This is a genomic window from Sphaerisporangium sp. NPDC051017 (assembly GCF_040683095.1).
GTDB lineage: Bacteria > Actinomycetota > Actinomycetes > Streptosporangiales > Streptosporangiaceae > Sphaerisporangium.
In genome coordinates this window covers 1-24,474 of sequence record NZ_JBFBCI010000079.1, presented here as the reverse complement: position 1 = coordinate 24,474, position 24,474 = coordinate 1, and the positions used below count along the sequence as shown (strand labels likewise).

The 24,474-nt window shown below is 72.3% G+C and carries 28 protein-coding genes and 1 pseudogene; 15 read left to right on the top strand and 14 right to left on the bottom strand.

What is annotated here, in order from left to right; genetic code table 11:
* Positions 1–834 carry an ABC transporter permease gene (locus AB0M95_RS36860; protein ID WP_358522014.1) on the top strand — a complete coding sequence of 278 codons (834 nt, stop codon included), beginning with the start codon at positions 1–3 and terminating at the stop codon, positions 832–834.
* Positions 835–877: 43 nt separating this feature from the next.
* Here the strand turns inward: AB0M95_RS36860 and AB0M95_RS36855 are convergent, their stop codons facing one another.
* From AB0M95_RS36855 to AB0M95_RS36845, 3 genes and pseudogenes are all read right to left on the bottom strand, one after another.
* The gene (locus AB0M95_RS36855) at positions 878–1,669 is read right to left on the bottom strand and encodes a TetR/AcrR family transcriptional regulator (RefSeq protein WP_363775109.1); all 792 of its coding nucleotides are present in this window, start codon (positions 1,667–1,669) and stop codon (positions 878–880) included.
* Positions 1,670–1,978: 309 nt separating this feature from the next.
* A pseudogene (locus AB0M95_RS36850) lies at positions 1,979–2,551 on the bottom strand (response regulator transcription factor); the annotation flags it as partial.
* A gap of 91 nt (positions 2,552–2,642) precedes the next feature.
* Positions 2,643–2,966, bottom strand: a complete 324-nt coding sequence (locus AB0M95_RS36845) for a metalloregulator ArsR/SmtB family transcription factor (protein WP_363775106.1) — start codon at positions 2,964–2,966, stop codon at positions 2,643–2,645.
* A 182-nt stretch (positions 2,967–3,148) separates the two neighbouring features.
* Here AB0M95_RS36845 and AB0M95_RS36840 point away from each other — a divergent pair, with 182 nt between their 5' ends.
* From AB0M95_RS36840 to AB0M95_RS36830, 3 genes are all read left to right on the top strand, one after another.
* On the top strand, positions 3,149–3,277 hold the full coding sequence (locus AB0M95_RS36840; RefSeq protein WP_363775103.1) for a hypothetical protein: 129 nt from the start codon (positions 3,149–3,151) through the stop codon (positions 3,275–3,277).
* Positions 3,265–4,350: a cation diffusion facilitator family transporter gene (locus AB0M95_RS36835; RefSeq protein ID WP_363775100.1), complete on the top strand. Its 1,086-nt coding sequence runs from the start codon at positions 3,265–3,267 to the stop codon at positions 4,348–4,350. The genes AB0M95_RS36840 and AB0M95_RS36835 overlap by 13 nt, the downstream gene beginning before the upstream one ends.
* 293 nt (positions 4,351–4,643) lie before the next feature.
* The gene (locus AB0M95_RS36830) at positions 4,644–5,894 is read left to right on the top strand and encodes an AfsR/SARP family transcriptional regulator (RefSeq protein WP_363775097.1); all 1,251 of its coding nucleotides are present in this window, start codon (positions 4,644–4,646) and stop codon (positions 5,892–5,894) included.
* 712 nt (positions 5,895–6,606) lie between these two features.
* Here the strand turns inward: AB0M95_RS36830 and AB0M95_RS36825 are convergent.
* On the bottom strand, positions 6,607–6,975 hold the full coding sequence (locus AB0M95_RS36825) for a MerR family transcriptional regulator (protein ID WP_363775095.1): 369 nt from the start codon (positions 6,973–6,975) through the stop codon (positions 6,607–6,609).
* 123 nt (positions 6,976–7,098) lie between these two features.
* On the opposite strand from AB0M95_RS36825, the gene AB0M95_RS36820 reads away from it, so the two are divergent.
* Positions 7,099–8,172, top strand: coding sequence for an alkene reductase (locus tag AB0M95_RS36820; RefSeq protein ID WP_363775093.1), 1,074 nt, complete (start codon positions 7,099–7,101; stop codon positions 8,170–8,172).
* 16 nt (positions 8,173–8,188) lie between these two features.
* Here AB0M95_RS36820 and AB0M95_RS36815 read toward each other — a convergent pair whose 3' ends face one another.
* Positions 8,189–8,743 (bottom strand): hypothetical protein, encoded by a 555-nt coding sequence (locus tag AB0M95_RS36815; RefSeq protein WP_363775091.1) that lies wholly within the window; start codon positions 8,741–8,743, stop codon positions 8,189–8,191.
* Between the two features lie 434 nt (positions 8,744–9,177).
* Here AB0M95_RS36815 and AB0M95_RS36810 point away from each other — a divergent pair, with 434 nt between their 5' ends.
* Entirely contained in the window at positions 9,178–10,167 is a 990-nt protein-coding gene (locus AB0M95_RS36810) for a sulfotransferase (protein WP_363775088.1), read from the top strand.
* Between the two features lie 104 nt (positions 10,168–10,271).
* Here AB0M95_RS36810 and AB0M95_RS36805 read toward each other — a convergent pair whose 3' ends face one another.
* Entirely contained in the window at positions 10,272–11,183 is a 912-nt protein-coding gene (locus AB0M95_RS36805) for a hypothetical protein (protein WP_363775139.1), read from the bottom strand.
* Between the two features lie 197 nt (positions 11,184–11,380).
* Positions 11,381–12,088, bottom strand: a complete 708-nt coding sequence (locus tag AB0M95_RS36800) for a VIT1/CCC1 transporter family protein (RefSeq protein ID WP_363775085.1) — start codon at positions 12,086–12,088, stop codon at positions 11,381–11,383.
* Positions 12,089–12,292: 204 nt separating this feature from the next.
* Here AB0M95_RS36800 and AB0M95_RS36795 point away from each other — a divergent pair, with 204 nt between their 5' ends.
* From AB0M95_RS36795 to AB0M95_RS36775, 5 genes are all read left to right on the top strand, one after another.
* Complete coding sequence (locus AB0M95_RS36795; RefSeq protein WP_363775082.1) at positions 12,293–12,766, top strand: CrcB family protein; 474 nt, start codon at positions 12,293–12,295, stop codon at positions 12,764–12,766.
* The gene (locus AB0M95_RS36790) at positions 12,763–13,113 is read left to right on the top strand and encodes a DUF190 domain-containing protein (protein ID WP_363775079.1); all 351 of its coding nucleotides are present in this window, start codon (positions 12,763–12,765) and stop codon (positions 13,111–13,113) included. Before AB0M95_RS36795 ends, AB0M95_RS36790 begins: the two co-directional genes overlap by 4 nt.
* A complete protein-coding gene (locus AB0M95_RS36785) occupies positions 13,110–13,472 on the top strand; it encodes a CrcB family protein (protein WP_363775076.1) in 363 nt (120 codons plus the stop codon). Before AB0M95_RS36790 ends, AB0M95_RS36785 begins: the two co-directional genes overlap by 4 nt.
* 70 nt (positions 13,473–13,542) lie before the next feature.
* The gene (locus AB0M95_RS36780) at positions 13,543–14,415 is read left to right on the top strand and encodes an RNA polymerase sigma-70 factor (RefSeq protein ID WP_363775073.1); all 873 of its coding nucleotides are present in this window, start codon (positions 13,543–13,545) and stop codon (positions 14,413–14,415) included.
* A gap of 73 nt (positions 14,416–14,488) precedes the next feature.
* A complete protein-coding gene (locus AB0M95_RS36775) occupies positions 14,489–15,595 on the top strand; it encodes an FAD-dependent oxidoreductase (RefSeq protein WP_363775070.1) in 1,107 nt (368 codons plus the stop codon).
* A gap of 104 nt (positions 15,596–15,699) precedes the next feature.
* On the opposite strand, the gene AB0M95_RS36770 is transcribed toward AB0M95_RS36775, so the two are convergent.
* Positions 15,700–16,062 (bottom strand): hypothetical protein, encoded by a 363-nt coding sequence (locus AB0M95_RS36770; protein WP_363775067.1) that lies wholly within the window; start codon positions 16,060–16,062, stop codon positions 15,700–15,702.
* On the opposite strand from AB0M95_RS36770, the gene AB0M95_RS36765 reads away from it, so the two are divergent.
* A complete protein-coding gene (locus tag AB0M95_RS36765; RefSeq protein ID WP_363775136.1) occupies positions 15,976–16,647 on the top strand; it encodes an aminoglycoside phosphotransferase family protein in 672 nt (223 codons plus the stop codon). The two genes, AB0M95_RS36770 and AB0M95_RS36765, sit on opposite strands and share 87 nt — an antisense overlap.
* 86 nt (positions 16,648–16,733) lie before the next feature.
* On the opposite strand, the gene AB0M95_RS36760 is transcribed toward AB0M95_RS36765, so the two are convergent.
* A complete protein-coding gene (locus AB0M95_RS36760; protein ID WP_363775064.1) occupies positions 16,734–17,447 on the bottom strand; it encodes a TetR/AcrR family transcriptional regulator in 714 nt (237 codons plus the stop codon).
* 87 nt (positions 17,448–17,534) lie between these two features.
* Complete coding sequence (locus AB0M95_RS36755; protein ID WP_363775061.1) at positions 17,535–18,716, bottom strand: MFS transporter; 1,182 nt, start codon at positions 18,714–18,716, stop codon at positions 17,535–17,537.
* 148 nt (positions 18,717–18,864) lie between these two features.
* Here AB0M95_RS36755 and AB0M95_RS36750 point away from each other — a divergent pair, with 148 nt between their 5' ends.
* Positions 18,865–19,329 (top strand): MarR family transcriptional regulator, encoded by a 465-nt coding sequence (locus AB0M95_RS36750; protein ID WP_363775058.1) that lies wholly within the window; start codon positions 18,865–18,867, stop codon positions 19,327–19,329.
* A 54-nt stretch (positions 19,330–19,383) separates the two neighbouring features.
* Here AB0M95_RS36750 and AB0M95_RS36745 read toward each other — a convergent pair whose 3' ends face one another.
* Together AB0M95_RS36745 and AB0M95_RS36740 are read right to left on the bottom strand one after the other, a co-directional pair.
* Positions 19,384–19,932 carry a GNAT family protein gene (locus AB0M95_RS36745; RefSeq protein ID WP_363775055.1) on the bottom strand — a complete coding sequence of 183 codons (549 nt, stop codon included), beginning with the start codon at positions 19,930–19,932 and terminating at the stop codon, positions 19,384–19,386.
* A gap of 20 nt (positions 19,933–19,952) precedes the next feature.
* Positions 19,953–21,164 (bottom strand): carotenoid oxygenase family protein, encoded by a 1,212-nt coding sequence (locus tag AB0M95_RS36740; RefSeq protein ID WP_363775052.1) that lies wholly within the window; start codon positions 21,162–21,164, stop codon positions 19,953–19,955.
* A gap of 96 nt (positions 21,165–21,260) precedes the next feature.
* Here AB0M95_RS36740 and AB0M95_RS36735 point away from each other — a divergent pair, with 96 nt between their 5' ends.
* Positions 21,261–21,971, top strand: coding sequence for a TetR/AcrR family transcriptional regulator (locus AB0M95_RS36735; RefSeq protein WP_363775050.1), 711 nt, complete (start codon positions 21,261–21,263; stop codon positions 21,969–21,971).
* A gap of 158 nt (positions 21,972–22,129) precedes the next feature.
* On the opposite strand, the gene AB0M95_RS36730 is transcribed toward AB0M95_RS36735, so the two are convergent.
* Positions 22,130–22,573: a helix-turn-helix domain-containing protein gene (locus AB0M95_RS36730; RefSeq protein WP_363775047.1), complete on the bottom strand. Its 444-nt coding sequence runs from the start codon at positions 22,571–22,573 to the stop codon at positions 22,130–22,132.
* Between the two features lie 133 nt (positions 22,574–22,706).
* On the opposite strand from AB0M95_RS36730, the gene AB0M95_RS36725 reads away from it, so the two are divergent.
* Positions 22,707–23,579, top strand: a complete 873-nt coding sequence (locus AB0M95_RS36725; RefSeq protein ID WP_363775044.1) for an aldo/keto reductase family oxidoreductase — start codon at positions 22,707–22,709, stop codon at positions 23,577–23,579.
* Positions 23,580–23,828: 249 nt separating this feature from the next.
* Here the strand turns inward: AB0M95_RS36725 and AB0M95_RS36720 are convergent, their stop codons facing one another.
* On the bottom strand, positions 23,829–24,170 hold the full coding sequence (locus tag AB0M95_RS36720; RefSeq protein ID WP_363775041.1) for a recombinase family protein: 342 nt from the start codon (positions 24,168–24,170) through the stop codon (positions 23,829–23,831).
* Positions 24,171–24,474: the final 304 nt, after the last annotated feature.

Sequence of the window (24,474 nt, the reverse complement as noted above, 5' to 3'; positions counted from 1 at the left end):
ATCGCCTCCTCGGCGGCGGCCGATCTCGCCCCGCGCGGCGGGCCGGGCCGGCTGCGGTGGGCCCTGTCCGACGCCTGGGTGATCACCCACCGTGACCTGTCCCACTGGGCCCGTCAGCCCGCCCAGCTCGTCGTCGGGCTGCTGTTCCCGGTGATGATGGTGCTGATGTTCGCCTACCTGTTCGGCGGCGGCATGGTGATCCCCGGCGGCGGGGACTACCGCGAGTTCCTGATGCCCGGCATGTTCGCCATGACCATGGTCTTCGGCATCGAGGCCACGTTCACGGCCGTCAGCACCGACGTGAGCAGAGGCGTCACCGACCGGTTCCGGTCGCTGCCCATGGCCCCCTCGGCGGTGGTGGCCGGGCGCAGCGCCGCCGACATGCTGAACTCCGTCGCCGGGCTGGCCGTCATGATCGCCTGCGGGCTGGCGATCGGCTGGCGCTGGCACGACGGGCCGGGCGCGGCGCTGGCTGCCGTCGGCCTGCTGTTGCTGCTGCGCTTCGCCCTGCTGTGGATCGGCATCTACCTCGGGCTGGTCATCAGGAGCCCCGAGGCGGTGATGGCGGTGCAGATCCTGGTGTGGCCGCTCGGCTTCCTGTCCAACACCTTCGCCTCGCCCGCCACCATGCCCGGCTGGCTGGGCGCGATCGCCGAGTGGAACCCCCTGTCGGCCACGGTCGCGGCGACCCGCCACCTGTTCGGCAACCCGGGCTGGGGCGGCGACTCCTGGGCCGCGCAGCACGCGTCGCTGATGGCGCTCGTCTGGCCGCTGCTCATCCTGGTGATCTTCTTCCCGCTGTCGGTGCGGCGCTACCAGCGCCTTAGCCGCTGACCGGGGCAGTGGTACGCGCCCGCTTACCTCCGGCGTGATCGACCTAACGGCCCTCGCGCCCGGAGGCGCGCTGGTCGATGAGGACGCCGAGCCCGTCAAGGACGCGGAGCAGCCCGAACTCGTAGCCGTGGTCGGGGCTGGCGGGGACGTTGTGCGTCGCGCCCGCCGCCGCGCCCACTCGGGTGGCGGTGGGGTAGCGGGCGCCGTCGAACACGCGGGCCAGCAACGGCCCGCTGACCTCCCACCACTGCTCATCGGTGAGCACGCTCTCGCGCTGGGCGGCGCGCAGGTCGGCCGCGGCGCGGGCCGAGGTATGGACGAAGCCCAGCAGGTAGGTCAGGGCGTCGTCCATCTCGACGTCGTCCAGGCCGAGGCCCTCGAACGCGCGCAGCTCGTGCTCGTACTTGGCCAGCACCCCAGGCCCGAGCGGCGGGCGGCCGGTGGACACGGCGAGCATCCACGGATGTCGTTCGTACAGGTCCCGGTTGTGACGCGCCACCGTCTCCAGCCGGGCACGCCAGGGGAGATGGGACAACTCCGGGCGCGCCACGCGCCCGAGGACGGTGTCGACCATGAGGTCGAGCAACTCGGCCTTGCCGGGGACGTAGGTGTAGAGGGACATCGCCCCGACGCCGAGCGCCTGGGCGACGCGGCGCATGGTCAGGGCCTCCAGCCCCTCGGAGTCGGCGAGGGCGATGGCGGCCGCGACCACCTCGTCGAGGGTCAGGCCCTGGCGGGGCCCGCGCTGCGAGGGACGGGCGCCCGGCTCCCTCCAGAGCAATTCCAGGGTGCGAGCCGGGTCACCGGCTCCACTCCGGTGGATCGTGGGTGGCACGCGCATATCTTCTCACCTGCAATAACTCCGGACGTTGTACGGAGTGCATTCGCGCGCGTTCGGTCAGTTCCGGCGGGCTCATCATCCCGCCGCGTGCAGGATCTCCCTGGATCCGCGACCTCCCGGACGGGCCGCGGAGTCCCGCTTTCGTCACCTTCAGGTGAGGCGATCGGCCCGGGCGTGGAGGTAGCGCTGCTGGGGGAGGCTGGTCGTCCGGGCGGCCGCCTCGTCCGACTCCGACTCCGACGGCGGCGGCGGGCGGCGTCCCCGTGGCGAGCGCGCAGGCTCAGGGGCGGGGCGGGGCGGGGCCGTCACCAGCCCGCTCTCGTACGCCACGACGACGAGCTGGGCGCGGTCGCGGGCGTTCAGCTTGGCCAGCAGCCGGCCGACGTGGCTCTTCACCGTGGCCAGGCTGAGGTGCAGACGCTCGGCGATCTCCCCGTTGGACAGCCCGCGCGCGATGTGGAGCAGCACCTCGCGCTCGCGTCCGGTGACGCCGTCCAGCTCGCGCGGCAGCGCGCGGTCCGGCTCGGGACGGCGCGTGAACTCGGCGACCAGCCGCCGGGTCACGGTCGGCGCGAGCAGCGCCTCGCCGGACGCGACGATCCCGATGGCGGCCAGCAGGTCGGCCGGACGGGTGTCCTTGAGCAGGAAACCGGCGGCGCCCGCCCGCAGCGCCGCGTAGACGTAGGCGTCGAGGTCGAAGGTGGTGAGGATCAGCACCCGGACCCCGGTCGTCTCGGGGGAGCCGCAGATGCGGCGGGTCGCCTCGATGCCGTCCATCTCCGGCATCCGCACGTCCATGACCACGACGTCCGGCCGCTCCCGGCGGGCCACCTCGACGGCCTCCGCGCCCGTCCCCCCTTCGCCGACCACCGTCAGCCCTCCGGCGACGCCGGCCCGGTCGATGGGCGTCCGCCGCCGCAGAGCCCCGAGCCACCGCCGGTCAGGGTCCCCCTGGTGTGGAGGCCGGTCAGGTGTCGTGGCGGGGGATTCCCGACACCTCGTGGTCGGCGTGGAAGAGGGCTTCGGCGATCAGACGGCGGACGTGCGCGTCGCGGGCGCGGTACAGGACGCGGCGGCCCTGCCTGCGGGTCTCGACCAGCCCGGCCAGCCGGAGCTTGGCGAGATGCTGGGAGACCGAGGGCCTGGCGGTGCCGATGGCCTCGGCCAGTGAGGTCACGTCGTACTCGCCCGAGGCGAGCAGCCACATCAGCCGCAGCCGGGCGGCGTCGCCGAGCATGCGGAAAGCGTCGACGGCGGTCTCGACCTGGGCGGCACTGGGTTGCTCCTGCAACAGATGCGCACCTGATTCGTTGTCGCGTGCGTACATGGCTACATATAATGCGCGCGAGGGCCGATCCCCGCAAACGGCCGCGGAAGGGGTGACCATGTCCGACCGGCTCAGGCACGGGTCTCCACCCACCGACGGCCCTCCGCCCCCGATCCACGATCACGCGGCCGGGCCCGGAGACGGACATGAGCACGGCCACGGCCATGAACACGGTCATGGGCACGGACACGGACACGGGCACGGACACGGACACGGGCATGCACACGGGCATGGACGCGGCGAGGGAGAAGCTGCGAAAGGGGTGCGCGGGCTGAGGACGAAGGCGGCGACGGCCCTGCACGCCGTGCTGCACGTCTTCGCGCCGCACAGTCACGACAGCGCCGCCAGGACCGACGCCGCCATGGAGTCGAGCCGCCGCGGCATGCGCGTCCTCGTCCTGTCGTTCGCCGTCCTGGTCGCGACCGCCCTGGTCCAGGCGGTGATCGTGGCCTACTCCGGCTCGGTGGCGCTGCTCGGCGACACCCTGCACAACTTCGCCGACGCGCTGACCTCCGTCCCGCTGGCCATCGCCTTCTCGTTGGGACGGCGCGCGGCGACCCGCCGCTTCACCTACGGGTACGGCAGGGCCGAGGACCTGGCGGGCCTGGCGATCGTCGCCGTGATCATCGCCTCGGCCGTGATGGCCGGTTACGAGGCCGTGCGGCGGCTGCTCGCACCCGAGGACGTCCACGCGCTCGGCTGGGTCGCCGTCGCGGGCGTGGCCGGGTTCCTCGGCAACGAGTGGGTGGCCCGCTACCGCATCCGGGTGGGCCGCGAGATCGGCTCGGCGGCGCTGGTCGCCGACGGCCTGCACGCGCGCGCCGACGGCCTGACGTCCTTGGCGGTGCTGCTGGGCGCGGGCGGTTCCGCGCTCGGGTTCCGCGCGGCCGACCCGTTGGTGGGCCTGCTGATCACCGTCGCGATATGCGTGGTGCTCCGGGACGCCGCGCGGCAGATCTACCACCGGCTGATGGACGCCGTGGACCCCGCCCTGCTCGACACGGCCGAGCAGGTCCTCGCCGCCACCCCGGGCGTCCGGGGCGTCGGGTCCGTCCGCGTGCGCTGGATCGGCCACGCCCTGCACGCCGAGGTCGAGATCACCGTGGACCACCGCGTGTCGCTGGTCGAGGCGCACGCCGTGGCCGTGGAGGCCGAGCACCGGCTCATCCACCGCGTGCCCCGCCTGCGCGCGGCCACCGTCCACGCCGACCCCGGCGGCCCTCATGCCGCCGACCACCACGCCGCCCTCCTCGACCACCGCGTTCCGAGCCCCCGCCGCCCCGGGAGCTCCGGGCCGCTCGACGAGACCCGCCGCTCGGCGCGGCGCCGTGCGACCACGCGCCCCTGAGCGCGACCGGGACGTCAGCCCGCGCCCTCGGCCGCGGAGGGTCCGAAGTCGATCCGCATGATCACCCGCCGGACGGAGGGGCGCATGAGCCGCATCAGTGTCGGCGTTCGTGCGGGTGCGGGATCGCTTCGCCGGCTGTGGTGGTGAGGTGAATTCGTGCGGGGGAGCGTGCGTACGGATCGGTCGGTTGAGTGGGTATAGGGGGTGTTGTCGGTCATGTGCGCTCGGGGGTAGCTCCGGTCTCGTGACGTCATGGTCTCCGGCTGTCTCCCCGTCACATAGGAGCGTCTGCGGTGGACGAGATCCCCCGGCCAGGTTTGCTCGTGCTCGGCCCGGTCCAGGTCCACGGTGACAACGGGCCGGTAAGACTCGGCGGGAAGCTCCGCGCGCTTCTCGGCACGTTCCTCCTCCACTTCAACACCTCGGTCTCCCGAGATCAGCTGGTAGCCGCGATGTGGGACAGGCCGCCCGCGTCCGCGGTCGCCAATCTGCAGACGTACGTCTCGCAGTTGCGGCGCTCCCTGGCGGGGGTCGCCACGCTGCGGACGCAGGGGTCGAGGTATCTGCTGCCTCTGGAGCGCGACCAGCTCGACTTGTCGATCTTCGATGACGCCGTAGGGCGGGGGCGTCACGAGGCCGCTCGCGGTGACCTGATTGCGGCCGACCGCGAGTTCCGGCGCGCGTTCTCGCTGTGCCGCGGCCGGCCGTTCGAGGACGTGTGGTTCGGCAGTGGCATGACGCCCCGGATCAGCGGCGTCGAGGAGCGGCTGGCGCATGCCAGGGCCGACTGGATCGACGTGCGCCTCGACCTCGGCCGGCACGATGATCTGGTCGGTGAGCTGCTGGAGATCGTGCACGCCCACCCCACGTGGGAACGCGCCTGGATCTGGTACATGCTCGCCCTCTACCGGGCCGGACGGCGGACCGAGGCCCTGGACGCCTATCACCGGGCACGCTCGGTGCTCGCCTCGGAGATGGGGATAGATCCCGGTCCCGAGCTGACCGGCCTGCACGCCTCGATTCTGCGGGGCGATCCGCTGCCCGTCTCGCGCGCCAGGCCGGAACGGGAAGAGGTCGTGTCGTGGCCGGTGATCCGTCAGCTTCCGCCGGACATCGGTGACTTCGTCGGCAGGGGCGAGGAGCTGGACTCGCTGGCCGGGACGATACTCGCGGGTCATGCGGGCGCGCCGGTCATCGCGGCCGTCCACGGCGCGCCAGGGGTGGGGAAGAGTACGCTGGCCGTTCACCTCGCGCATCGGCTCCGGCCGCGCTTTCCCGACGGGCAGCTCTACGTGCGGCTCGCGGGGTCCTCGCCGGCCCCCCGTACGCGGGGCGACCTGCTGGCGGAGCTGTTGCGTGCCCTGCACGTGCGCGGGGCGGCGATTCCCGAGTCGTGGGAGGAGCGCGCGGCGCTGTACCGGTCGAGACCCGCGGACCGTGCCGTGCTGCTGCTCCTCGACGACGTAAGAGACGAGGAGCAGGTACGGGCACTCCTGGAGGGTGACGCGGGCGTCCTTGATCTTGGACTGGATCTCGTACGGTGAGCCGCGCGGCGTGGGGTCGATCCAGGCGAAGAAGTGGCGGGCCGGTTCGTACCGGGCCGCCTCCCTCGGGGTGAGGTTGTCCGGCAGCGGCGCGCTCGCGTCCTCGATGTAGCCCGCGGCGACCAGGCCGTCGACGACCTCACGGACGCTCTCCTCGGCCACCGCCTGGTGGGTCTCGGCGAACTCGGCGCAGATCCGCTCGATCGTGCGGGTGCCGTCCATGAGCTGGATGAGCCGCTCGATGGCCGCGTCCTCGTCGTCCTGGATCTCGGCCGCCATGCCGTACTGCATCAGGCCGATCGTGATCCTGTTGCCCGGCAGGGCGTAGGGCCGGTGAACGAGCTTGACACGAGGAGACCGCATGGAGGGAAACCCTTCCTGGTGCTGTGGGGGAGAAGGGGAGCCGGCCGGGAAGACCCGGCCGGCTCCTTGGTCGATCCGTCATCAACCTTCGTCGCGTTCGAGGGTGGTCTCGATCTTCTCCAGCCTGCGCAGCTCCAGCTTGAGCTTGCGGGGCTGGGCCTCGACCGTCTGAACGGGCTCGTCCACGTTGCCTCCCATGCAGGAATGTGCTGTACGCACCCTTCGGACGCTACGGAGCGACGCCATAGAAACGCCATATGGCAGGAAGGAACGCGAAGGAGGAGACGGCGCGGAGGTGCTCGGCCAGGTCGGGGAGGGGCTCAGGGGAGCCGGCCGGGAAGGCGTGAGGTCAGGGAGTCGTCAGCCGGGCGCGGTGCGCGCGGTTGGCGTCGACGAGGCGGTCGAGGGCGTCGCGGGCCTGGGAGAGCTCTTCGATGTGCCGGCTGATCCGGTCCCGCTCCTGTACCAGCCGTTCGAACGCCTCGTCGGAGTTCTGCTCGCTGGGCGAGTCGACGCACGGCAGCAGCTCGGCGATCGTGCGGCTGGAGAGCCCGGCGGCGTACAGGCGCTGGATGAGCCTGACCCGCTCGACCTCGTCGTCGGTGTAGTGGCGCTGGCCGCTGAGGCTGCGCGTGCTGGTGAGCAGGCCCTGCTCCTCGTAGTAGCGCAGCGAACGGACGCTCACCCCGGCCCGCGCCGCCAACTCCCCGATCCGCATCGCGCATCTCCCGTCGGAAACCTCGGCTGACGCTTGCATCTGACGTCAGTGTCAGGTCTTAGCGTAGTCGTCGCGCCCCCGTGGCGGGCGCGACACCGCAGACATCCCGAAAGGCACGCAGGAATGACGACCCTCTTCGACCGCTACCAGCTCGGCGCGCTCACCTTGCCGAACCGCGTGGTGATGGCCCCGATGACGCGGGTCCGCGCGGATGCGGGCGGCCTGGCGACCCCATCGATGGTGACCTACTACGCCCAGCGCGCCACCGCCGGGCTCATCGTGACCGAAGGCGTGCAACCGAGCCTCGTCGGGCAGTCCAACCCCGGCACCCCGGGCCTGTACACCGACGCGCAGGTCGCGGCCTGGCGGCCGGTCACCGACGCCGTCCACGCCAATGGCGGGCGTATCTTCGCCCAGATCATGCACGGAGGCCGCGTCTCCCACCCCGACACCACGGGGATGCGGCCGGTGGGCCCTTCGGCCGTCCCCGCCGCCGGCGAGGTGTTCACCCCGGCAGGACGCAGGCCGGCCCCGGTGCCGCGGGCGCTGGACACCGCCGAGGTCCCCGAGCACGCGCGGTCCTACGCCGAGGCCGCCCGCCGGGCGCTCGACGCGGGCTTCGACGGCGTGGAACTGCATGGCGCGAACGGCTACCTCATCTCCCAGTTCCTCTCCAGCACCGCCAACCTGCGCACCGACGTCTACGGCGGGTCGATCCCCAACCGGATCCGGTTCGCCGTGGAGGCGGTGTCCGCGACCGTCGAGGCGGTGGGAGGAGACCGGACCGGCATCCGGCTCTCGCCCGGCGCGGGCATCTGGGGCGCCGAGGACACCGACGTGCCCGCCCTGTACGGCGCGCTGCTCGCCGAGCTGGCACCCCTGGGCCTGGCGTACGTCCACCTCGAGGTCACCACCGGCGAGGACGTGGTCATCGGGCTGCGCAAGGCCTGGCCCGCCGCGCTCATCGTCAACCCGTCCTTCCCGATGGGCCCCCGGCAGGCGGACAAGGCAGCAGCCGACCACTGGCTGGGCCTCGGCGCGGACCTGATCAGCTTCGGCCGCGCCTACATCGCCAATCCCGACCTGGTGGAACGGCTCCGCCAAGGGCTACCGATCGCCCCGCACGACGAGTCCACCTGGTATCAGGGCGGCGACGCCGGCTACCTCACCTACCCCGCCTACCACCACACGGCCTGAAGCGGCGGGGTGGGAATCAGTCGCAGCGGGCCGCGGCCGGGGCGAAGGTCAGGGTGGAGCCGGTGTCGGTCCTCACTCCCCAGTAGCGGAAGGTGTCCGCGCTGTCGGTCCTGCTTCCCACGTAGCCGAAGTAGAGGGTCCTCATGTTCGGGAAGCCGAAGTTCTCGACCCTCTCGAAGTTCTCGGACAGGGTGCACTGGCGTGCGTCGGTGACGGTGTAGTTCGTCCTGGTCAGGTCGTAGGTGCCGGTGATCGTGGCGCCCGAGCACCTGACCGCGTGCGCGCCCAGGTACGACCACGACAGATCGCCGACGTTCTTGTAGGACACGTGCCAGTAGCGGTAGGCGGTGAGACCGACCGCCTGCGACCCGACGTAGCTGAAGCGGTTCGTGCCGATGACGCGGGGCGGGCCGGGCGGGGCGGGGACGGTGACCGCCACGTCCACGGTTCCGGTCGCGGTGCAGGCCTCGGAGATCGGGGTGACCGCCGCGGAGGCGCCGCCCGCGGACACCACCACCGTCCCCAGCGCCATCACGGTCACGGCCGCCAGGCAGGCGATTCTGCGCATCATGGATGCTCCTCACGGTTCGACGAAACAGGGCCCTGAACTGCCGAGCAGGGGGCAGACGGGAGGATCGCGCCCCCAGGTGATCACGGCCGTCGCGGGCCGTCATGTGTCCTACCGGCGAGAAGTCAGGACCATGGCCGGCGAACAGGGCGAACGCGCCCGGAAGGCCGTTCCGGCACGGCTGCCGCCCCGGCTTCGGCCGTCCGCAACGCCGGTGGTCGGCGGCCGCGAGGATCTCCTCGTCGCTGATCGTTCGTGGGCGCGGCATGTTGGCAATGCGGCGGGGAAGAGCCCTCCCCCCGGGGCGCCGTGCCTCACCTGTGCGGACAGCGGTTGTGAGACCCCAAAGTCCTGGCCATGGTCGGCCAAAATCCCCTTTTCCTACGTATTGAGTGGGTATGCTGACGGATGTTGCCGTTCTTCACCGAGGGGATCGGATGGCCCTACCGGACTTCCTGGTGATCGGAGCGCCGAAGGCGGGGACCACCGCCCTGCACGCCGCGCTCGCACGACACCCCGCGCTGTTCATGTCCGCGGTCAAGGAGCCGAAGTTCTTCCTCACGGACGGGCCGCCGCCGACGCGGGGCGGGCCGGGCGACGCGCAGACCTTCCGGGAGCACGTCTGGCGCCGCGAGGAATACGAGGCCCTGTTCGACCAGGCGCCGCCGGGAACGCTGCGAGGCGAGTCCACCCCGTTCTACCTGTACGACCGCAAGGCACAGCGCCGGATCCACGCCATGGTCCCCGGCGCGAAACTGATCGTCGTCCTACGCGACCCGGTCGAGCGGGCGCACTCGAACTGGACGCACCTGTGGTCGGCGGGGCTGGAGCCGATCGGCGACGTGGTGCGCGCCTGCGCCGAGGAGGAACGCCGCATCGCCGCGGGCTGGTCGGCCTTCTGGCACTACGTCGGGCTCGGCCGGTACGGCGAGCAGCTCCGGGACCTGTTCAAGCTGTTCTCCCCGGCCGACGTCCTGGTGTTCCGTTACCGGGACCTCGTGGACGCGCCGCTCGCGACCCTCGACCGCATCTGCGAGTTCCTCGGCGTGGAGACCGGGCTGATCGCCGAGGTGCCCCGGGAGAACGTCACCGCCCACCCCGAGCACACCCTGCGGCACCAGGCGCTGTCGCGCGTGATGCGTGTGGGCGCGGCCGTGGGGCGTCACCTGCCGGGCGCGCTGGCGGGCCGCCTCACCGAGACGCTGGAGGGCGCCCTCCAGGACAACGGCCGCCCGCGCCGCCCCCTGAGCTGGGACGAACGGCAGGCGCTGATCCCCCGGTTCGAACGGGACGTCGCCCTGCTGCGTCAGGTGACGGGCGAGGACTTCGGTGACTGGCTCGGGCCGCGCGATCGGACGGGAGGGCTGATGGGCGACCGTCCGCCCGGCCAGCGCCAGGCCCGCAACGGCCGCCCCCGCATCTCCTGACCGGAGGCCGCCCCTCACCGGAAGGAGCGGCCCGTGTCACCGGGTGCCGGGTTCACAGGTGCCGGCGGGAAGGCCCGGGGGTGCTCACTGTCAGCGCAGTACTGTCAGCGCAGTTCGGTGCGCAGTTCGTGCGCGCCGTCCTCGCGGGTCAGCTCGTAGTACAACCGCTTGCCGCCGTCCGGGAGCTCCAGGACGTCCAGATAGCGAAGCCCGCCGTACGGTGACTCGGCCAGCGGCTTCTCGCCGACGGGCGTGAGCGTCGCGGGGTCGGTTCCCGTGGCCAGGCCCGTGCGCTCCTCGTAGTTCTCCTCGGCCGTCGCCCGCCCGTCGTAGGCGACGTGCAGCGTCCCCTCGTGGCGGACGACCGCGGTCACCCGGGCGCCCCGGGAGTCCCAGCAGCCGGGACGGCCGCTCAGCGCGGTGCCCTGCCACGTCCAGTCCAGCCCGTCGGGGCTGGTGGCGTAGTCGCTGACCATCTGGTCCTCCTCGCCCAGGTCGGTGAGCGGATGGCAGGAGGCCCACAGGTGCCACACGCCGTCGTGGCGGACGATCACCGGGTCCTTCACCCCGGTCTTGGGGTCGCCGGGCAGGACGACGTGCCGCGTGGAGGCGTCGAACCGCGCCGGGTCGTCCGCCTCGATCAGCTCGACCCGCCAGTGCTTGGAGTCGTAGGTGGCGCAGCTGATGTACAGCCGCCACGTACCCTCCGGCGTCCGGACTAGGGCGGGCCGTTCCAGGGACTCGGTGTCGACCTCCTCGCGGCCGAGGGTGTAGATCGTCTCGAAGCGCTCGCCGTCCAGGGATCGCGCGACGACGACGGCGTAGCCGCGTCCCTGGCCGATGGGGCGCCTGAGGCGGTAGGCGAGGTAGTAGGCGCCGTCGCTGAGGACGGCGCTCGGCGCGCCGGCCCAGTGGCCTTGCGCCTCCTCGGGCGGCGCCACAACGAGCACGGAGCGATCCGGCTGGGGGCGTGGCAGGACATCGGGGCCGTCGATCTGAGGGTCGTTCGTATTCATCGGCACGGCCAAACAATAGACAACATTCACCCGTGCTGGGGGAAGACGTGGCCGGTCAGAGGCTTGATCGCACCCCTGACGTCGGCCCGCCGCACCCCGGAATCAGGACGAAACCCGGTACCCGGGACGCGGCGCCCGCCCGGGGCCGCGGCGAGGCGGCGGGCGAACGAGTGGGGGACGCCGGGAGTTGCCGGGGCTCAGCCGACGGCCGTGCCGACCGCGACGCCGATCCCGTACGTGACGGCGGCCGCGGCCGCTCCCAGCAGGAGCTGCCTGGCCCCGCCGTACAGCGGTGAACGGCCGGTCAGCCGGGCCACCATGGCGCCGGTCCCCGCGAGGCCCGCGGCGGTGAGCAGCACGGCCGCGAGCACCGAGCCGAAGCCGAGCAGGAACGGCAGCAGGGGGACGAGCGCGCCGATCGCGAAGGCCAGGAACGACGACCCGGCGGCCACCCACGGCGAGGGCAGGTCGTCGGGGTCGACGCCGAGCTCCTCGCGCGCGTGCACCCGCCAGGCGACGTCCGTGTGGCGGTGGAGCTGGCGGGCGACCTCGCGGGCCAGCTCGGGAGTGAGCCCGCGCGTCTCGTAGAGTTGCGCCAGCTCGTTCTCCTCGGCCTGCGGATTGCGGGCGATCTCGAGGCGCTCGACGTTGATCTCGGCCATGGTCATCTCCGACTGCGAGCGCACCGAGGTGTACTCGCCCGTGGCCATCGAGAAGGCGCCGGCGGCCAGGCCCGCGAGCCCCGTGATGGTGACGGCGGCGGTGCTCGCGCCTCCGCCCACCACGCCCGCGATCAGCGAGGCGTTCGACACCAGGCCGTCCATCACGCCGAACACGGCGGGACGGAGCCACCCGCCGGTCACGTCCCGGTGGCTGTGGTGCACCTCGGCGCGCGTGGTAGTCATAACAGAACTGTACAAACCCCCAGCTTTTCTTGACGTACGGCGGGGTAAGCGGCCCGGGACTGAGGGCGCGGGCCGATATGATGAGGTCGAGGCCCCGGCCGGGGCCGCGGCGGTGGGGCTCGCCGCCCTCCACGGAGGCGAACCGCGGTTCAGCCGCCAACGGTCCCTACCAGATGTGTCATCACCATGCTGGTAGGAGGACTCATGATCGAGCCCCGGATCATCACGGGCACCGAGGCCGGCGCGCCGGCGGTCCGCCCCCCGAGACCCCGGCCCTTCGCGCTGCCGGTGCCGCTCGCCGTCTCCGCCGGAGGCGTGCTCGGCGCGCTCGCCCGGTACGGCCTGTCGCTCGCGCTCCCGCACGCCCGCGGCGCCTTCCCGTGGGCGACCTTCCTGACCAACGTGTCGGGATGCCTGCTGATCGGCGTGCTCATGGTGCTGGCCGGGGAGGTGTGGGCCGGGCGCCGCCTGCTGAGGCCCTTTCTCGGCGTCGGCGTGCTCGGCGGCTACACCACCTTCTCGACCTCGGTCGTGGACGTCCACCAGGCGGTCGCCGCCGGCGCGCCCGGGACGGCGCTGGCCTACCTGGGAGCCACGGTGACCGGCGCGCTGGCCGGGGTGTGGGCGGGTTCGGCGCTCACCGCCCGCCTGCTCAGGACGCGGGGGAGGCGGCCATGAGGCGCGAGACGCCCGCGCTGCGCCTGACCGTCATCGTCGGCGAAAGCGACCAGTGGCGCCACCGTCCCCTCTACCACGAGATCGTCCACCGCGCCCACACGGCGGGGCTGGCCGGCGCCACCGTGACCCGCGGCATCGAGGGGTACGGGGCGCACAGCCGCATCCACACCACCCGCATCCTGTCGCTCTCGGAGGACCTGCCGGTGGTGATCGTCATCGTGGACGACGAGGAGAAGATCCGCGCCTTCCTCCCGGAGCTCGACGAGATCGTCGGCGAGGGCCTGGTCGTTCTCGACCCCGTCCTGGCGATCCGCTACCCGGGGGACGACGCCGGGGAGGCGCGGTGACCGTCCTGCTCGTCGCGCTGGGGGCGGCCGTCGGGGCGCCGCTGCGCTACCTGGTCGACCGGTTCGTCCAGGCGCGTCATGACTCGGTGCTCCCCTGGGGCACGCTGACCGTCAACGTGGCCGGGTCGTTCCTCGCGGGCCTGCTGGCGGGCCTCCCCACCGGCCAGGCCGTGACCGCGCTGGCCCTGACCGGCTTCTGCGGCGCGCTGACGACCTACTCGACGTTCGGCTACGAGACCCTGCGCCTGGCCTGGGACGGCTCCCGCCTCTACGCCGCGCTCAACGTCGCCGCGAGCCTGCTCGCCGGCCTCGGCGCCGCCTACGCCGGCCTCACCCTCGCGCGCGTCATCACCGGCTGACATCAGAACGTCCAAGCCTGGGGGTCGGGGGAGCGCGAGACCGTCCACCCGCACTGAGAGACTGGCCGCCATGACCAAGCTCGACCAGTTCGCGGCCAGCCGTCCCCGGTTGCTAGGGCTGGCCTACCGCATGCTCGGCGAGGCGACCGAGGCCGAGGACGTCGTGCAGGACGCCTACCTGCGCTGGCGCGACAGCGTCGAGGTCGACGTGCCGGAGGCGTGGCTGACCAAGGTCGTCACCAACCTGTGCCTGAACCGGCTCACCTCCGCCCGCGCCCGGCGCGAGCGCTACGTCGGCACGTGGCTGCCCGAGCCGGTACTCACCGACGGCGGCGCCCTCGGCCCGCTGGAGACCGTGGAACAACGCGAGTCCCTCGCGTTGGGCATGCTCCTGCTGCTGGAACGGCTCACCCCGCCGGAGCGAGCCGCCTTCGTCCTGCGCGAGGCGTTCGGGTACGGCCACCGCGAGATCGCCGAGATCCTCGACGTAGAGGAGGCCCACGCCCGCCAGCACTACCGCAGGGCCCGCGAGCACGTCGGCGACCCGCGCAGGCGCTTCACCGCGTCGCCCGAGGAGGCCACGAAGATCCTCGAACGCTTCGTGGCCGCCGCCTCCGAGGGCGACATCGCCGGTCTGGAGCGGCTGCTCGCCGAGGACGTCGTCTCCTGGGCCGACGGCGGCGGCAGGGCCCCCGCGGCTTCCCGCCCGGTCACCGGCCACACGCGCGTGGCACGCTTCTTCGGCGGCCTGGCCGCGCGCTTCCTGAGGGACGGCGTCGAGCTGGTGATCGGCATGGTCAACGGCGGCCCGGCGATGATCGTCCGGCAGCACGGGACGCTGATCGCCCTCACCGTGCCGGAGTTCGACGGCGCCCGGGTGACCGCGCTTCGCACGATCACCAATCCCGACAAGCTCGCCCTCCTGGCGGCGCGGCTGGTGTGACGCGGCTCACAACGCCTCGTTGTCACGGATCCTCCCTCTCGCCGGTTCAAAGGGCGACGAAGGGAGAGAGGAAATGTCACCTCACATCGTGGTCCTGGGCGCGGGCTACTCCGGGCTGGTCGCCGCGAAGCTCGTCGCCGGGCACGGCGCCAGGGTCACCCTGGTGAACGCGCGGGACCGGTTCACCGAACGCGTTCGGCTGCACCAGCTCGCCGCGGGCGGGAACCTGCGCGACCTGCCCCTGAGGGACCTGCTCGCCGGCACCGCCGTGGACCTCGTCGTCGGCCGCGTGACCGGCATCGACGCCGGAGACCGCGCCGTGCGACTCGACGGCGGGGCCCCCGGCATCCGGTACGACGTGCTGGTCTACGCCCTCGGCAGCCGCACCGACCTGGACACGGTGCCCGGCGCCGCCGAGCACGCCCACGCCGTCAGCGGCCCCGACCAGGCGGAACGCCTCAGGGGCCGCGTGGCCGAAGCCCGGGTCGCCGCCGTGGTCGGCGGCGGGCTGACCGGAATCGAGGCCGCCGCCGAGCTCGCCGAGGCGCACCCCGGGGTGAAGGTGCGGCTGGTGACGGGAGGCGCCCTCGGAGAGAGCCTGTCCGAGCGCGGCCGGCGGTACCTGTCGCGGGTGTTCACGCGGCTCGGCGTCGACGTCCGCGAGAACGCGCGGGTGAGCGAGGTCCGCGAGGACGGCCTGGTGCTGGCGGACGGTGAGCACGTCGCCGCCGACACCGTCGTCTGGACGACCGGGTTCCGCGTCCCCGCCCTGGCCCGCGAGGCCGGGTTCGCCGTGGACCGCCACGGCCGCGTGATCGTCGACGGCACCCTGCGCTCGGAGTCGCACCCGGAGGTGTACGCGGTCGGGGACGCGGCGGCGGCGCGCATGCCCGGCGGTCAGGAGCTGCGCATGGCGTGCGCGACCGGGATCCCCGCCGGGCACCGCGCCGCCCGGGCGATCGTCGACCGGCTCGCCGGCCGCGAGCCCCGGCGGCTGCGCTTCCGCTACCTCAGCCAGTGCATCAGCCTCGGCCGCCACGACGGGCTCGTCCAGTTCGTGCACGGCGACGACCGGCCCCGCGAGGCGGTGCTCACCGGCCGCGTGGCGGCCCTCTTCAAGGAGGGCATCGTGCGCGGCACGATCCTCGCCATGCGCCGCCCGTCGCTCCTCGGCTCCTGACCCACGGAAACCGGCCCTCGGCTCCTGAGCCCCGGGCCCACACCCCAGAAGGAACCACCCGTGACGCTCACGGGCGCGTGTGTGCGAGGGTGAGGCGACGCCCGTCACCGAGGGAGGCCACCCGTGATCACCGTCCCGGAGGAACTCGCCGCGGCGTTCCACCGGCACTCCGGTGAGACCGGCCGCGCCTGGATCGCCGGCCTGCCAGAGCTCGCCACCCGCTTCCTGGACCGCTGGAGCCTGCGCCCCGACGGCCCCCCGATGCACGGGATGGCCGCGCTCGTCCTGCCCGTCCTGCGCGAGGACGGCACACCGGCCGCCCTGAAGCTCCAGCCCGCGAACGAGGAGAACGCGGGCCGAACGCGGGCGAGCCGGTCGCGCTGCGCCTGTGGGCGGGACGGGGCGCGGTACGGCTGCTCGACGACGACCCGGGCACCGGGACGATGCTCCTGGAGCGCCTCGACCACACCCGGCACCTCTCCGCCGTCGCCGACGACATGGAGGCGCTGGCGATCCTCGCCGAGCTGCTGGCCCGGCTCGTCGCCACCCCCGCGCCGGACGGCCTGCGCACCCTCGCCGGCATCGCCGCCGGCATGCTGGCCGAGGTCCCCGCCGCCCTGCCGAAGCTGGACGACCCCGGAGACCGGGCGCTGCTGCGCGCCTGCGCGGACGCCACCCGCGAGGTGCTCGGCGAGCCCGGCGACCGGCTGCTGCACTGGGACCTGCACTACGACAACGTCCTCGCGCCCCTCGACGGGCGCGAGCCGTGGCTGGCCATCAACCCCAAGCCCCTGGCCGGGAACCCGGGGTTCGACCTGCTGCCCGCCCTGGACAACAGGTGGGACGACGTCGTGGCCACCGGCGACGCCGCCCGCGCCGTTCTGCGCCGCTTCGACCGGATGACCGAGCTCCTCGCCCTCGACCGCCCCCGCGCCGCCGCCTGGTCCCTGGCCCGCGTCCTGCAGAACTCCCTGTGGGACGTCGAGGACGGCGAGACCGCCCTGCACCCCGTCCAGACCGCCATCGCCCACGCCCTGCTCCGCCGCACCTGACGGCGGGCGGGCGGGCGGCGGCCGAGAGCCGTCTACGCCGGGCGGGTCAGGCGCCGGCCGAGGCCAGCCGTCCGGCTCCGGCGCGGTCAGGTCAGGCCGAAGGTGTCGGCGAGGGTGGTGGTCTCGGACTCCAGCAGCGTGCCCGGGTCGTGGCCCATGGTGGCGAACTGCCCGACGACCTCCAGGCTCACCACCCCGTGCACGCGCGTCCACGCCAGCACCGCGCCGGCCAGCGCCGCCCCCGCCGGGACGCCCGCGCCCGCTCCGGCGGTGTACCGCTCCACCCACCCCGCGACCCCCGGGTCGCCGCCCGCCCAGGTCTCCATCTGCCGGACGACCGGCAGCACCGCCTCCGATGGCCGCGCGTCCCGGAAGACGTCCACGAACGGCCCGAGTGCGTCGCGCGCCCGCAGCAGCGTGTCCGGCGGCGCCGCGTACCCCGGCAGCGGCGAGCCCATGATCATCATGTAGCGGCGCGGCTCGGCGACGGCCCAGGCGCGGTAGGCGCGCGCCAGCGCGTGCAGCCGCTCGCGCGGGGAAAGATGCGCCGAGTCCTCCGCGGTCCGCGCGAGCGTCGTGGCCGCGTCGTCGTAGGCGTCGCGGATCAGCGCGCTCAGCAGGTCGTCCCTGCCGGCGAAGTAGCGGTACAGGGCGGGGCCGGAGAGGCCGAGCTCCTTGGCGATGCGCGTGAACGCGACGGCGTCCACGCCCCCCTCGGCGAGCTGCCGCAGGGCGATCTGCTTGATCTCGCCGCGGGTCTGCTCGCGGTAGCGGGCCCGGGGTCCTCCCTCCGACGTCACCGCCGCCTCCCTCCGCCGGGCCGTCCGCGGCCCTGGCACGTGAGGAAATCTAGCAGTCGCGACGACCGATAACGGAGATGAGACGCCCTAAGGACGGGTGGCGGCATCGGAGGCGGGCGTCAGGGGCGCCGGGCGCCGGGCGAGCGCGCCGGCCAGCAGCAGCACCGCCACCATGAGCGTCGTCACCACGCCGAACGACACCGGCAGGCTGGTCTGGGCGGCGATGCCGCCGATCGCGCTCGGCGCGACGAACCCTGAGGTGTAGCTGATCGTCGCCACCCCGGCCACGCCCTCGCTCGGCGTCCGCGCGGCGTTCCCCGCCGCGGTGAACGCCAGCGGCACGACCACCGCCACGCCCACCCCGAGCATCATGAAACCGGTGATGGCCGGCAGCGGCGTGCGGGCGACCACCACGAGCACGCCTCCCACCGTCGCCAGCAGCCCGCTGATCCGCACGGTGAGAACGGGGCCCAGGCGGCGGACCACCATGTCGCCGCACAGCCGCCCGGCCGCCATGGTGAACGCGAACGCCGTGTAGCTCGCCGCCGCCAGGCCAGGGGAGGCACCCGTCACCTGCTTGAGGTAGACGGCGCACCAGTCCGCGCTGGCCGACTCGCCGAAGATGGCGCAGAAGCCGATGAGGCCGAAGACGAGGATCCGCCGGGGCGGCAGGACGAAGTGCGCGGGCGCCTCCTCGTCCTCCTCCGGGCGGATGTCCAGCAGGTCGCGGCCGACCACGACGCCCACGACTAGCAGCAAGGCGGCCATGGCGGCCAGGTGGAGCCGCGCGTCGACCTCGAAGTGCGCGGCCAGCGCCCCGAGCCCTCCGCCCACCAGGCCGCCGACGCTCCACATGCCGTGCAGCCCCGACATGATCGAGCGTCCCAGCCGCTGCTCGGCCACGATGCCCTGCGCGTTCATCCCGACGTCGCACATGCCCGCCACCGCCCCGAACAGCAGCAGCGTCACCCACAGCGCGGCCAGGTTGGGGGCGAGCGCCGGGAACGCCAGGACCAGGCACCACAGCGCGAGCAGCCAGCGAGTGGTAGGGCGGTTGCCGAACCGGTGGCTCATCCGGCCGGCCATCGGCATCGCGATGAGGGACCCGACCGCCGGGGCCAGCAGGGCGAGCCCGAGCTGGCCCGGACCGGCGTGGACGTGCTCCTGGATCCAGGGGATTCGGGTGGCGAAGGCACCGCTGACCGCTCCGTGGATGGCGAAGGTCAGTGCGACGGCCACGCGGGCTCGTCCCAGCACGCGTGAGTCCACGGGGAGAACCTAACAGAATTCCCGATTTGGATCACTTGTAGTGGATCACCTGTTCGGGTGACGCCCCTACGTCATCGCGGGATCGGACGGCCTCGCGGCCGATGTACGCTCCGTTCCACCGAGATCCGTCCGGCGGGAGGTCTGGCGCATGGCCGAGGCGATGGGTGGGCAGATGGGGGCCGTCACCGCGCTGGTGCGCTCCTCCTTCCTGGTGAGCTCCGTGTACGCCGAGGCGGCCCGCGAGTACAAGCTGACCCCGCAGCAGGGGCAGTTGCTGTGCGTGCTGATGGCGCAGCCGTACGGCATGGGGGAGCTGAGCACGACGCTGCGCCTGGCCAAGTCCAGCCTCACCGAACTCGTCGACCGCACCACCATGCGCGGCCTGGTGCGCCGGGAGCCGGACCCTCGGGACGGCCGCGCGATCCGCGTGGTGCTCACCAAGCAGGGCGGCGAGCTGGCCGAGGCGTTCTACACCGCCGCCTGCCGGCGGGTCGACGCGCTCATGCAGGGCATGACCCCCGCCCAGCGCACCGCCCTCGCGGAGCTGCTCGGCCTGCTGGTGCGCCACAACAACGTGCCGATGGTCTTCATGGAGCCGGACGGGGGCGCCTGACCGCGCCCGGTCAGCGCCGGCGTGGGGTTGACTCTGCCACCATGGCGGCCCGGGTCAGCCCGGTTCGGCGGCCTGCGGGGTGGGACGCCATTCCTCGCGGAGGAGGCCGTAGACCAGGTCGTCGGTCCACTCGCCCTTGAACCACATTTTCGCGCGGCGCAACCCTTCGCGCCGGAAGCCGAGCCGCTCCAGCAGCCGCGCCGAGCGCAGGTTGCGGGCGTCGCATTCGGCCGACACGCGGCGCACGCCGTGCTCGAACAGATCCTCGATGACGCGCCGCACGGCCTCGGTGGCGTAGCCCTGTCCCTGGTGGGCGGCGGCGAGGGTGTAGCCGATGTCCGCCTGCATCCGGGTGTCGTGCAGCTTGACGCCGACGTCGCCGATCAGCACGCCGTCGCGTTCGACCGCGTACTGGAACCAGCCGGGCACCCGGGGGTCGCCCGCGGCGTAGATGGCGATCAGCGACCGGGCCCGATCGAGCGGCACGGGCGCGTCCCAGGACTGGTAGCGGGCCACGTCCGGATCGGAGCGGTAGGCGGAGAGGATCTCGGCGTCATCGGGGCGGAAATGTCGCAGGATCAGCCTGGAGGTCGACAGCAGCACTGAGCAAGTATGACCCCGATTCAGCCGATCGGCGTGCTCACATCCCGCAGGATCGCGGTGTGCGCGGAGCGCGGCGCGGCGGCCCAGCTCACCTGCGCGCCGGGCGGCATGGACGGCAGGTGGATCACCGCCTGGGGGGCGCCGCTGAGGTTCAGCGCGTCCAGCACCAGCAGCGCGGCGCGTCCGAGGGCGGCGTTCCGGGTGACGGCCATGATCCAGCCGTTGCCCTCGCCGAGCCCCCGGGCCACGAAGACGGGCCGGTCGGCCGTCCAGCCCGGCGCCGGCTCCCTCACCTGGGCGCTGTCGGCCGCGAGGTCGTGCGCGGCGAGGGCCCGGCCCCCCGCGGTGACGCCGAACAGCAAATGGTGCCGCCGGCCGGCCCTGCGCGCGTCCACCGTGGCCGCCGAGAGCCCGTCGACCAGGGGCCGCTCGGACGCCCGCCCGGTGGCCGGGTCGAGCGTCCAGCGGTGCACCGCCACGTGCGCCTCGTCCGCGCTCGCGCCGTTCATGCCGTCCGTGCCGCCGGCGTACGCCCGGTCGTGGCGCACGCCCTCGACGACCACGCGGCCGCCGTCGTCGTAGGCGTTCACCACCCGTGAGACGTGGCAGGCGTCGATCGCGAACCACAGCGGTGCCCCGCCCGGCCGCCGGGGCAGCAGGCCGAGACGCGCCGGGCGGTCCGGCCGCCACCGGTAGGGGAACCGGGAGCCCACCAGGGCGGTGGCGCGGTCGTGGACGACCGGCAGGTCGAACACCACGACGTACCGCTCGGTCAGCGCCACCGCGCTCATCAGCGGCGCCCCCTCCAGCGCGAGCGGGCGCGCGGCGCGGACCTCGCCCTCGGGGCCGAGGACGAGGTGGACGGCGTGGTCGTAGCCGGGGTAGGTGGCCACCGTGTGCCATTCGCCCGAGACGCGGTCCTCGACGGGCGGGGCGACGCTCGATCGTCCCGTCCCCTTCCACCCTTTCTCGGCCGTGGAGATCAGCATGGCGGGCGCGGGCGGCAGGGGAGGCATGTCCTCGCTGGAGGTGCGCAGCCGCCGGGCGGTGCCGCCGGAGAACCGGACCCCCGACAGTATGGCGTCGCCGCCGACCGGGTGCGGGGAGGCCTGCACGAAGGCGCCGTCCAGCTCGGCGGGGATGACGCCGTCGATGCGCAGCGGCTCGTCGTGCGGGAGCCGGGCGGGCGCCGCGGCGGGGACGGTCGGTACAGCGTGCTCCGTCACGGTCATGATCGGGCACCTCCTCGCTTGGCCTGAACCTGTAGGCATAACACCGTCATAACGCTGTTATGAAAAAAAATAACGCCGTTATGCCATACTGTCAAGGTGCGCCCACGACGATCGAAACCCAAGACCCGCGCGGCCCTGGTCGACATCGCCGCGCGGCTGCTCGCCGACGAGGGGCCCGAGGCCCTGTCCGCCCGGCGCATCGCGTCCGAGGCCGGCAGTTCGACGATGGCGGTGTACACCAACTTCGGCGGCATGAGCGGCCTGGTCCGCGAGATGGTGTACGAAGGCTTCGCCCGCATGGAGAACTACTTCTCGCACGTCACCCCCACCGAAGACCCGGTGGCGGACATGGCGCTGTTCGGCCGGGCCTACCGTCACAACGCCCTCACCAACCCTCACCTGTACGCGGTCATGTTCGGCGGCGCGTCCCTCGGCGGCTTCTCGCTGTCCGCGGAGGACCGCCAGTACGGCCGCTTCACGCTGAGCACGGTCGTCGAGTGCGCGACGCGCTGCATCGAGGCCGGCCGGTTCCGCACCGGCGACGCCGAGCTGGTCGCCCACCAGCTCTGGACGGCCATCCACGGCCTGGTCACCCTCGAACTGGGCGACTACCTGATCGAGCCGTGCGACGCCGACCGCGTCTTCGAAGCCCAGCTCACCTCACTCATGATCGGCGTCGGCGACACCCTGGAGGCCGCCACCGGCTCCGTCGCCTCCTCCGAGGCCCGCCTCGCCACCGAGATCGAACCCGCCGAACCGGCCCCGCCCACGGAAAGACCCGCCAACGACCACGACCGCACCGCCTGACCTCGCCCCGTCCACCTGATGTGGCCCGCGCGGGCTTCTTTTAAATTGCGCACTTTCGCCTGTAGCGGTTGGTTTCGCCCCTCTGGGTGCACAATTGCCGATGGCCTGGTCGGGTGAAGGATCGGAAAGAGGCTGATGTGACGCCTTCGCTCCCCGGTTCAGGTGGCGCGGGTGTCGTACGTCGCACGGTTGGCGAGCACATCGTCCATGTGCATCTCGGCCCAAGTCTTGAGGCCGCGCATCATCTGGTGCAGTGAGAGACCGAGGTCGGTCAGCTCGTAGGAGACCGTGACAGGCACGGTCGGCGTCGCAGTGCGGGTGATCAGACCGTCACGCTCCAAGGAGCGCAGCGTCTGAGTGAGCATCTTCTGACTGACGCCGGCCAGCAGGCGGGACAACTCCGAGTAGCGCATCGACCGGGGCTCACCGGCGCAGTCGGCGCCGAACTGATGCGAGCCATCGCTGCCCAGCGCGGCCAGGACCAACGTGACCCACTTGTCGGAGATGCGGTCGAGCAGCTTGTGGCTAGGACATACCGCCAGGAAAGCGTCATATTCCGCCTTGGTCTGTGCCCTCTTCTGAGCCGCCGTCATCGTTGCCACCAACCGCTCCTTCAACCATGGGTGCGTTACGCACTCGGAAGTGCCTACTTCCCGTCAGGAAGTTACCTCACCATAGTGATGCAGGTATCCGTTAGGCACCAGCACCGCCTAGCTCAACAGGAAAACCAGAGGTATGAGCATGCTCCCCACTTCCCTTCCCGGCGGCACCTGGACGCTGGGCGACCTGACCGTCACCCGCTTCGGCTACGGCGCCATGCAGCTCGCCGGCGCCTGGGTCATGGGGCCGCCTGCGGACCACGACGGCGCACTCGCCGTCCTCAGCGAGGTCGTCGGCCTCGGCATCACCCACATCGACACCAGCGACGCCTACGGGCCGCACATCACCAACCATCTGATCCGTGAAGCGCTGCACCCATACCCCGAATCGCTGCACATCGTGACCAAGGTCGGCGCGACCCGCGATCAGCAGGGCGGCTGGCCTCCGGCCCGAGAGCCGGAAAACCTGCGCCGGGCCGTCCACGAGAACCTTGAGAACCTCGGCCTCGAGGTGCTCGACCTGGTCAACCTCCGGCTCGGCAACGCCGAGGGACCCCAACCCGGCTCGCTCGCTGAGCCGTTCGAGACCCTCGTCGAACTCCAGCAGCAGGGCCTGATCCGGCACCTAGGAGTGAGCACCGCGACGGCGGAACAGGTCGCCGAGGCACAGGCGATCGCGCCGATCGTGTGCGTGCAGAACATGTACAACCTCGCCCACCGCCACGACGACGAGCTGATCGACATGCTCGCCGAACAGGGCATCGCCTACGTACCCTACTTCCCGCTCGGCGGCTTCAGCCCACTGCAGTCCTCGGCGCTCTCGAGCGTAGCCGCCCGGTTGGACGCGACGCCGATGTCCATCGCCCTGGCCTGGCTACTGCAGCGGTCGCCGAACATCCTGCTCATCCCCGGCACCTCGTCTACGGCGCACCTGCGCGAGAACATCGCCGGCGCGGGACTCTCGCTCTCCGACGAGGACCTTGCCGCGCTGGACAAGATCGGCCACTGACGAGGCATCCGCCGGCCCACTCCTCATAGCAGACGTGTCCGGCGCCCGTGGCATCGGTGAGTCCTATGCAGCCTCGCGTCGTTCCGCTCGTGGAGTGAGGGGCCGCGGGAAGGCTCGGACGCAGCCACACCAACCGGAGTTTTGAACATGTTCGAGGTTTCGGTTGCCACTAGCCAGAAGGATATTGCGCCGACACGCGGCAGCCTCAAAGAATATTAATATTGAAGATGAATCAAATGCGATCCGCCTTCAGTGAGCTCGACCGGTCTTGTCGGCCGTCACGGCGGGGCGGCGTCCGCCCTTGCTGCCCTTGGCCTCGGCGGCGCGCAGTCCGTCGTAGGTCAGCTCGCGCTGGAGCTCGGCGGCGGCGAGGGTCTGCACCATGAACTTCACGGTGGACAGCAGCTCGCCGGTGCGCGGGTGGCGGGCGGTGAGGTCCATGGCGGAGAACGCGCCGTCGTGGATGCGCAAGGCGAGGCGGTCACGGTGGAGGACGTCGGGCACGTCGAGGATGTGCCCGGTGCTGCGCACGAGGCGGAACATCTCGGAGATGTGGACGATGTCCCCGGGCCGCGTAGTCGAGGAGCGCACGGAACTTCGGCCGCTGGAGGGGGTGGAGACGGCTGGAGGTGCCCGGGTCCTCCTCGAAGACGACCGGGGCCTCGATCCCGGCCTCGTCCAGGACGAGGCTCTGCCGGGCGGTCGACTGCTGGTCGGTCGAAATCCGTTTGTAGACCAGGTTCGCCACCGAGGGCCCCTTCCGGACGGAGGATCGGACCCTACCTATCGTCAAACCCTGTGTGTGTCACGAACGCCGAAAGGAGCTGCTGGTGTAGGCGCAGTTTCTTGATGTGGTGCTGCGTAAGAGATGGAGGATTCTTGGCCCTCCAGCGTC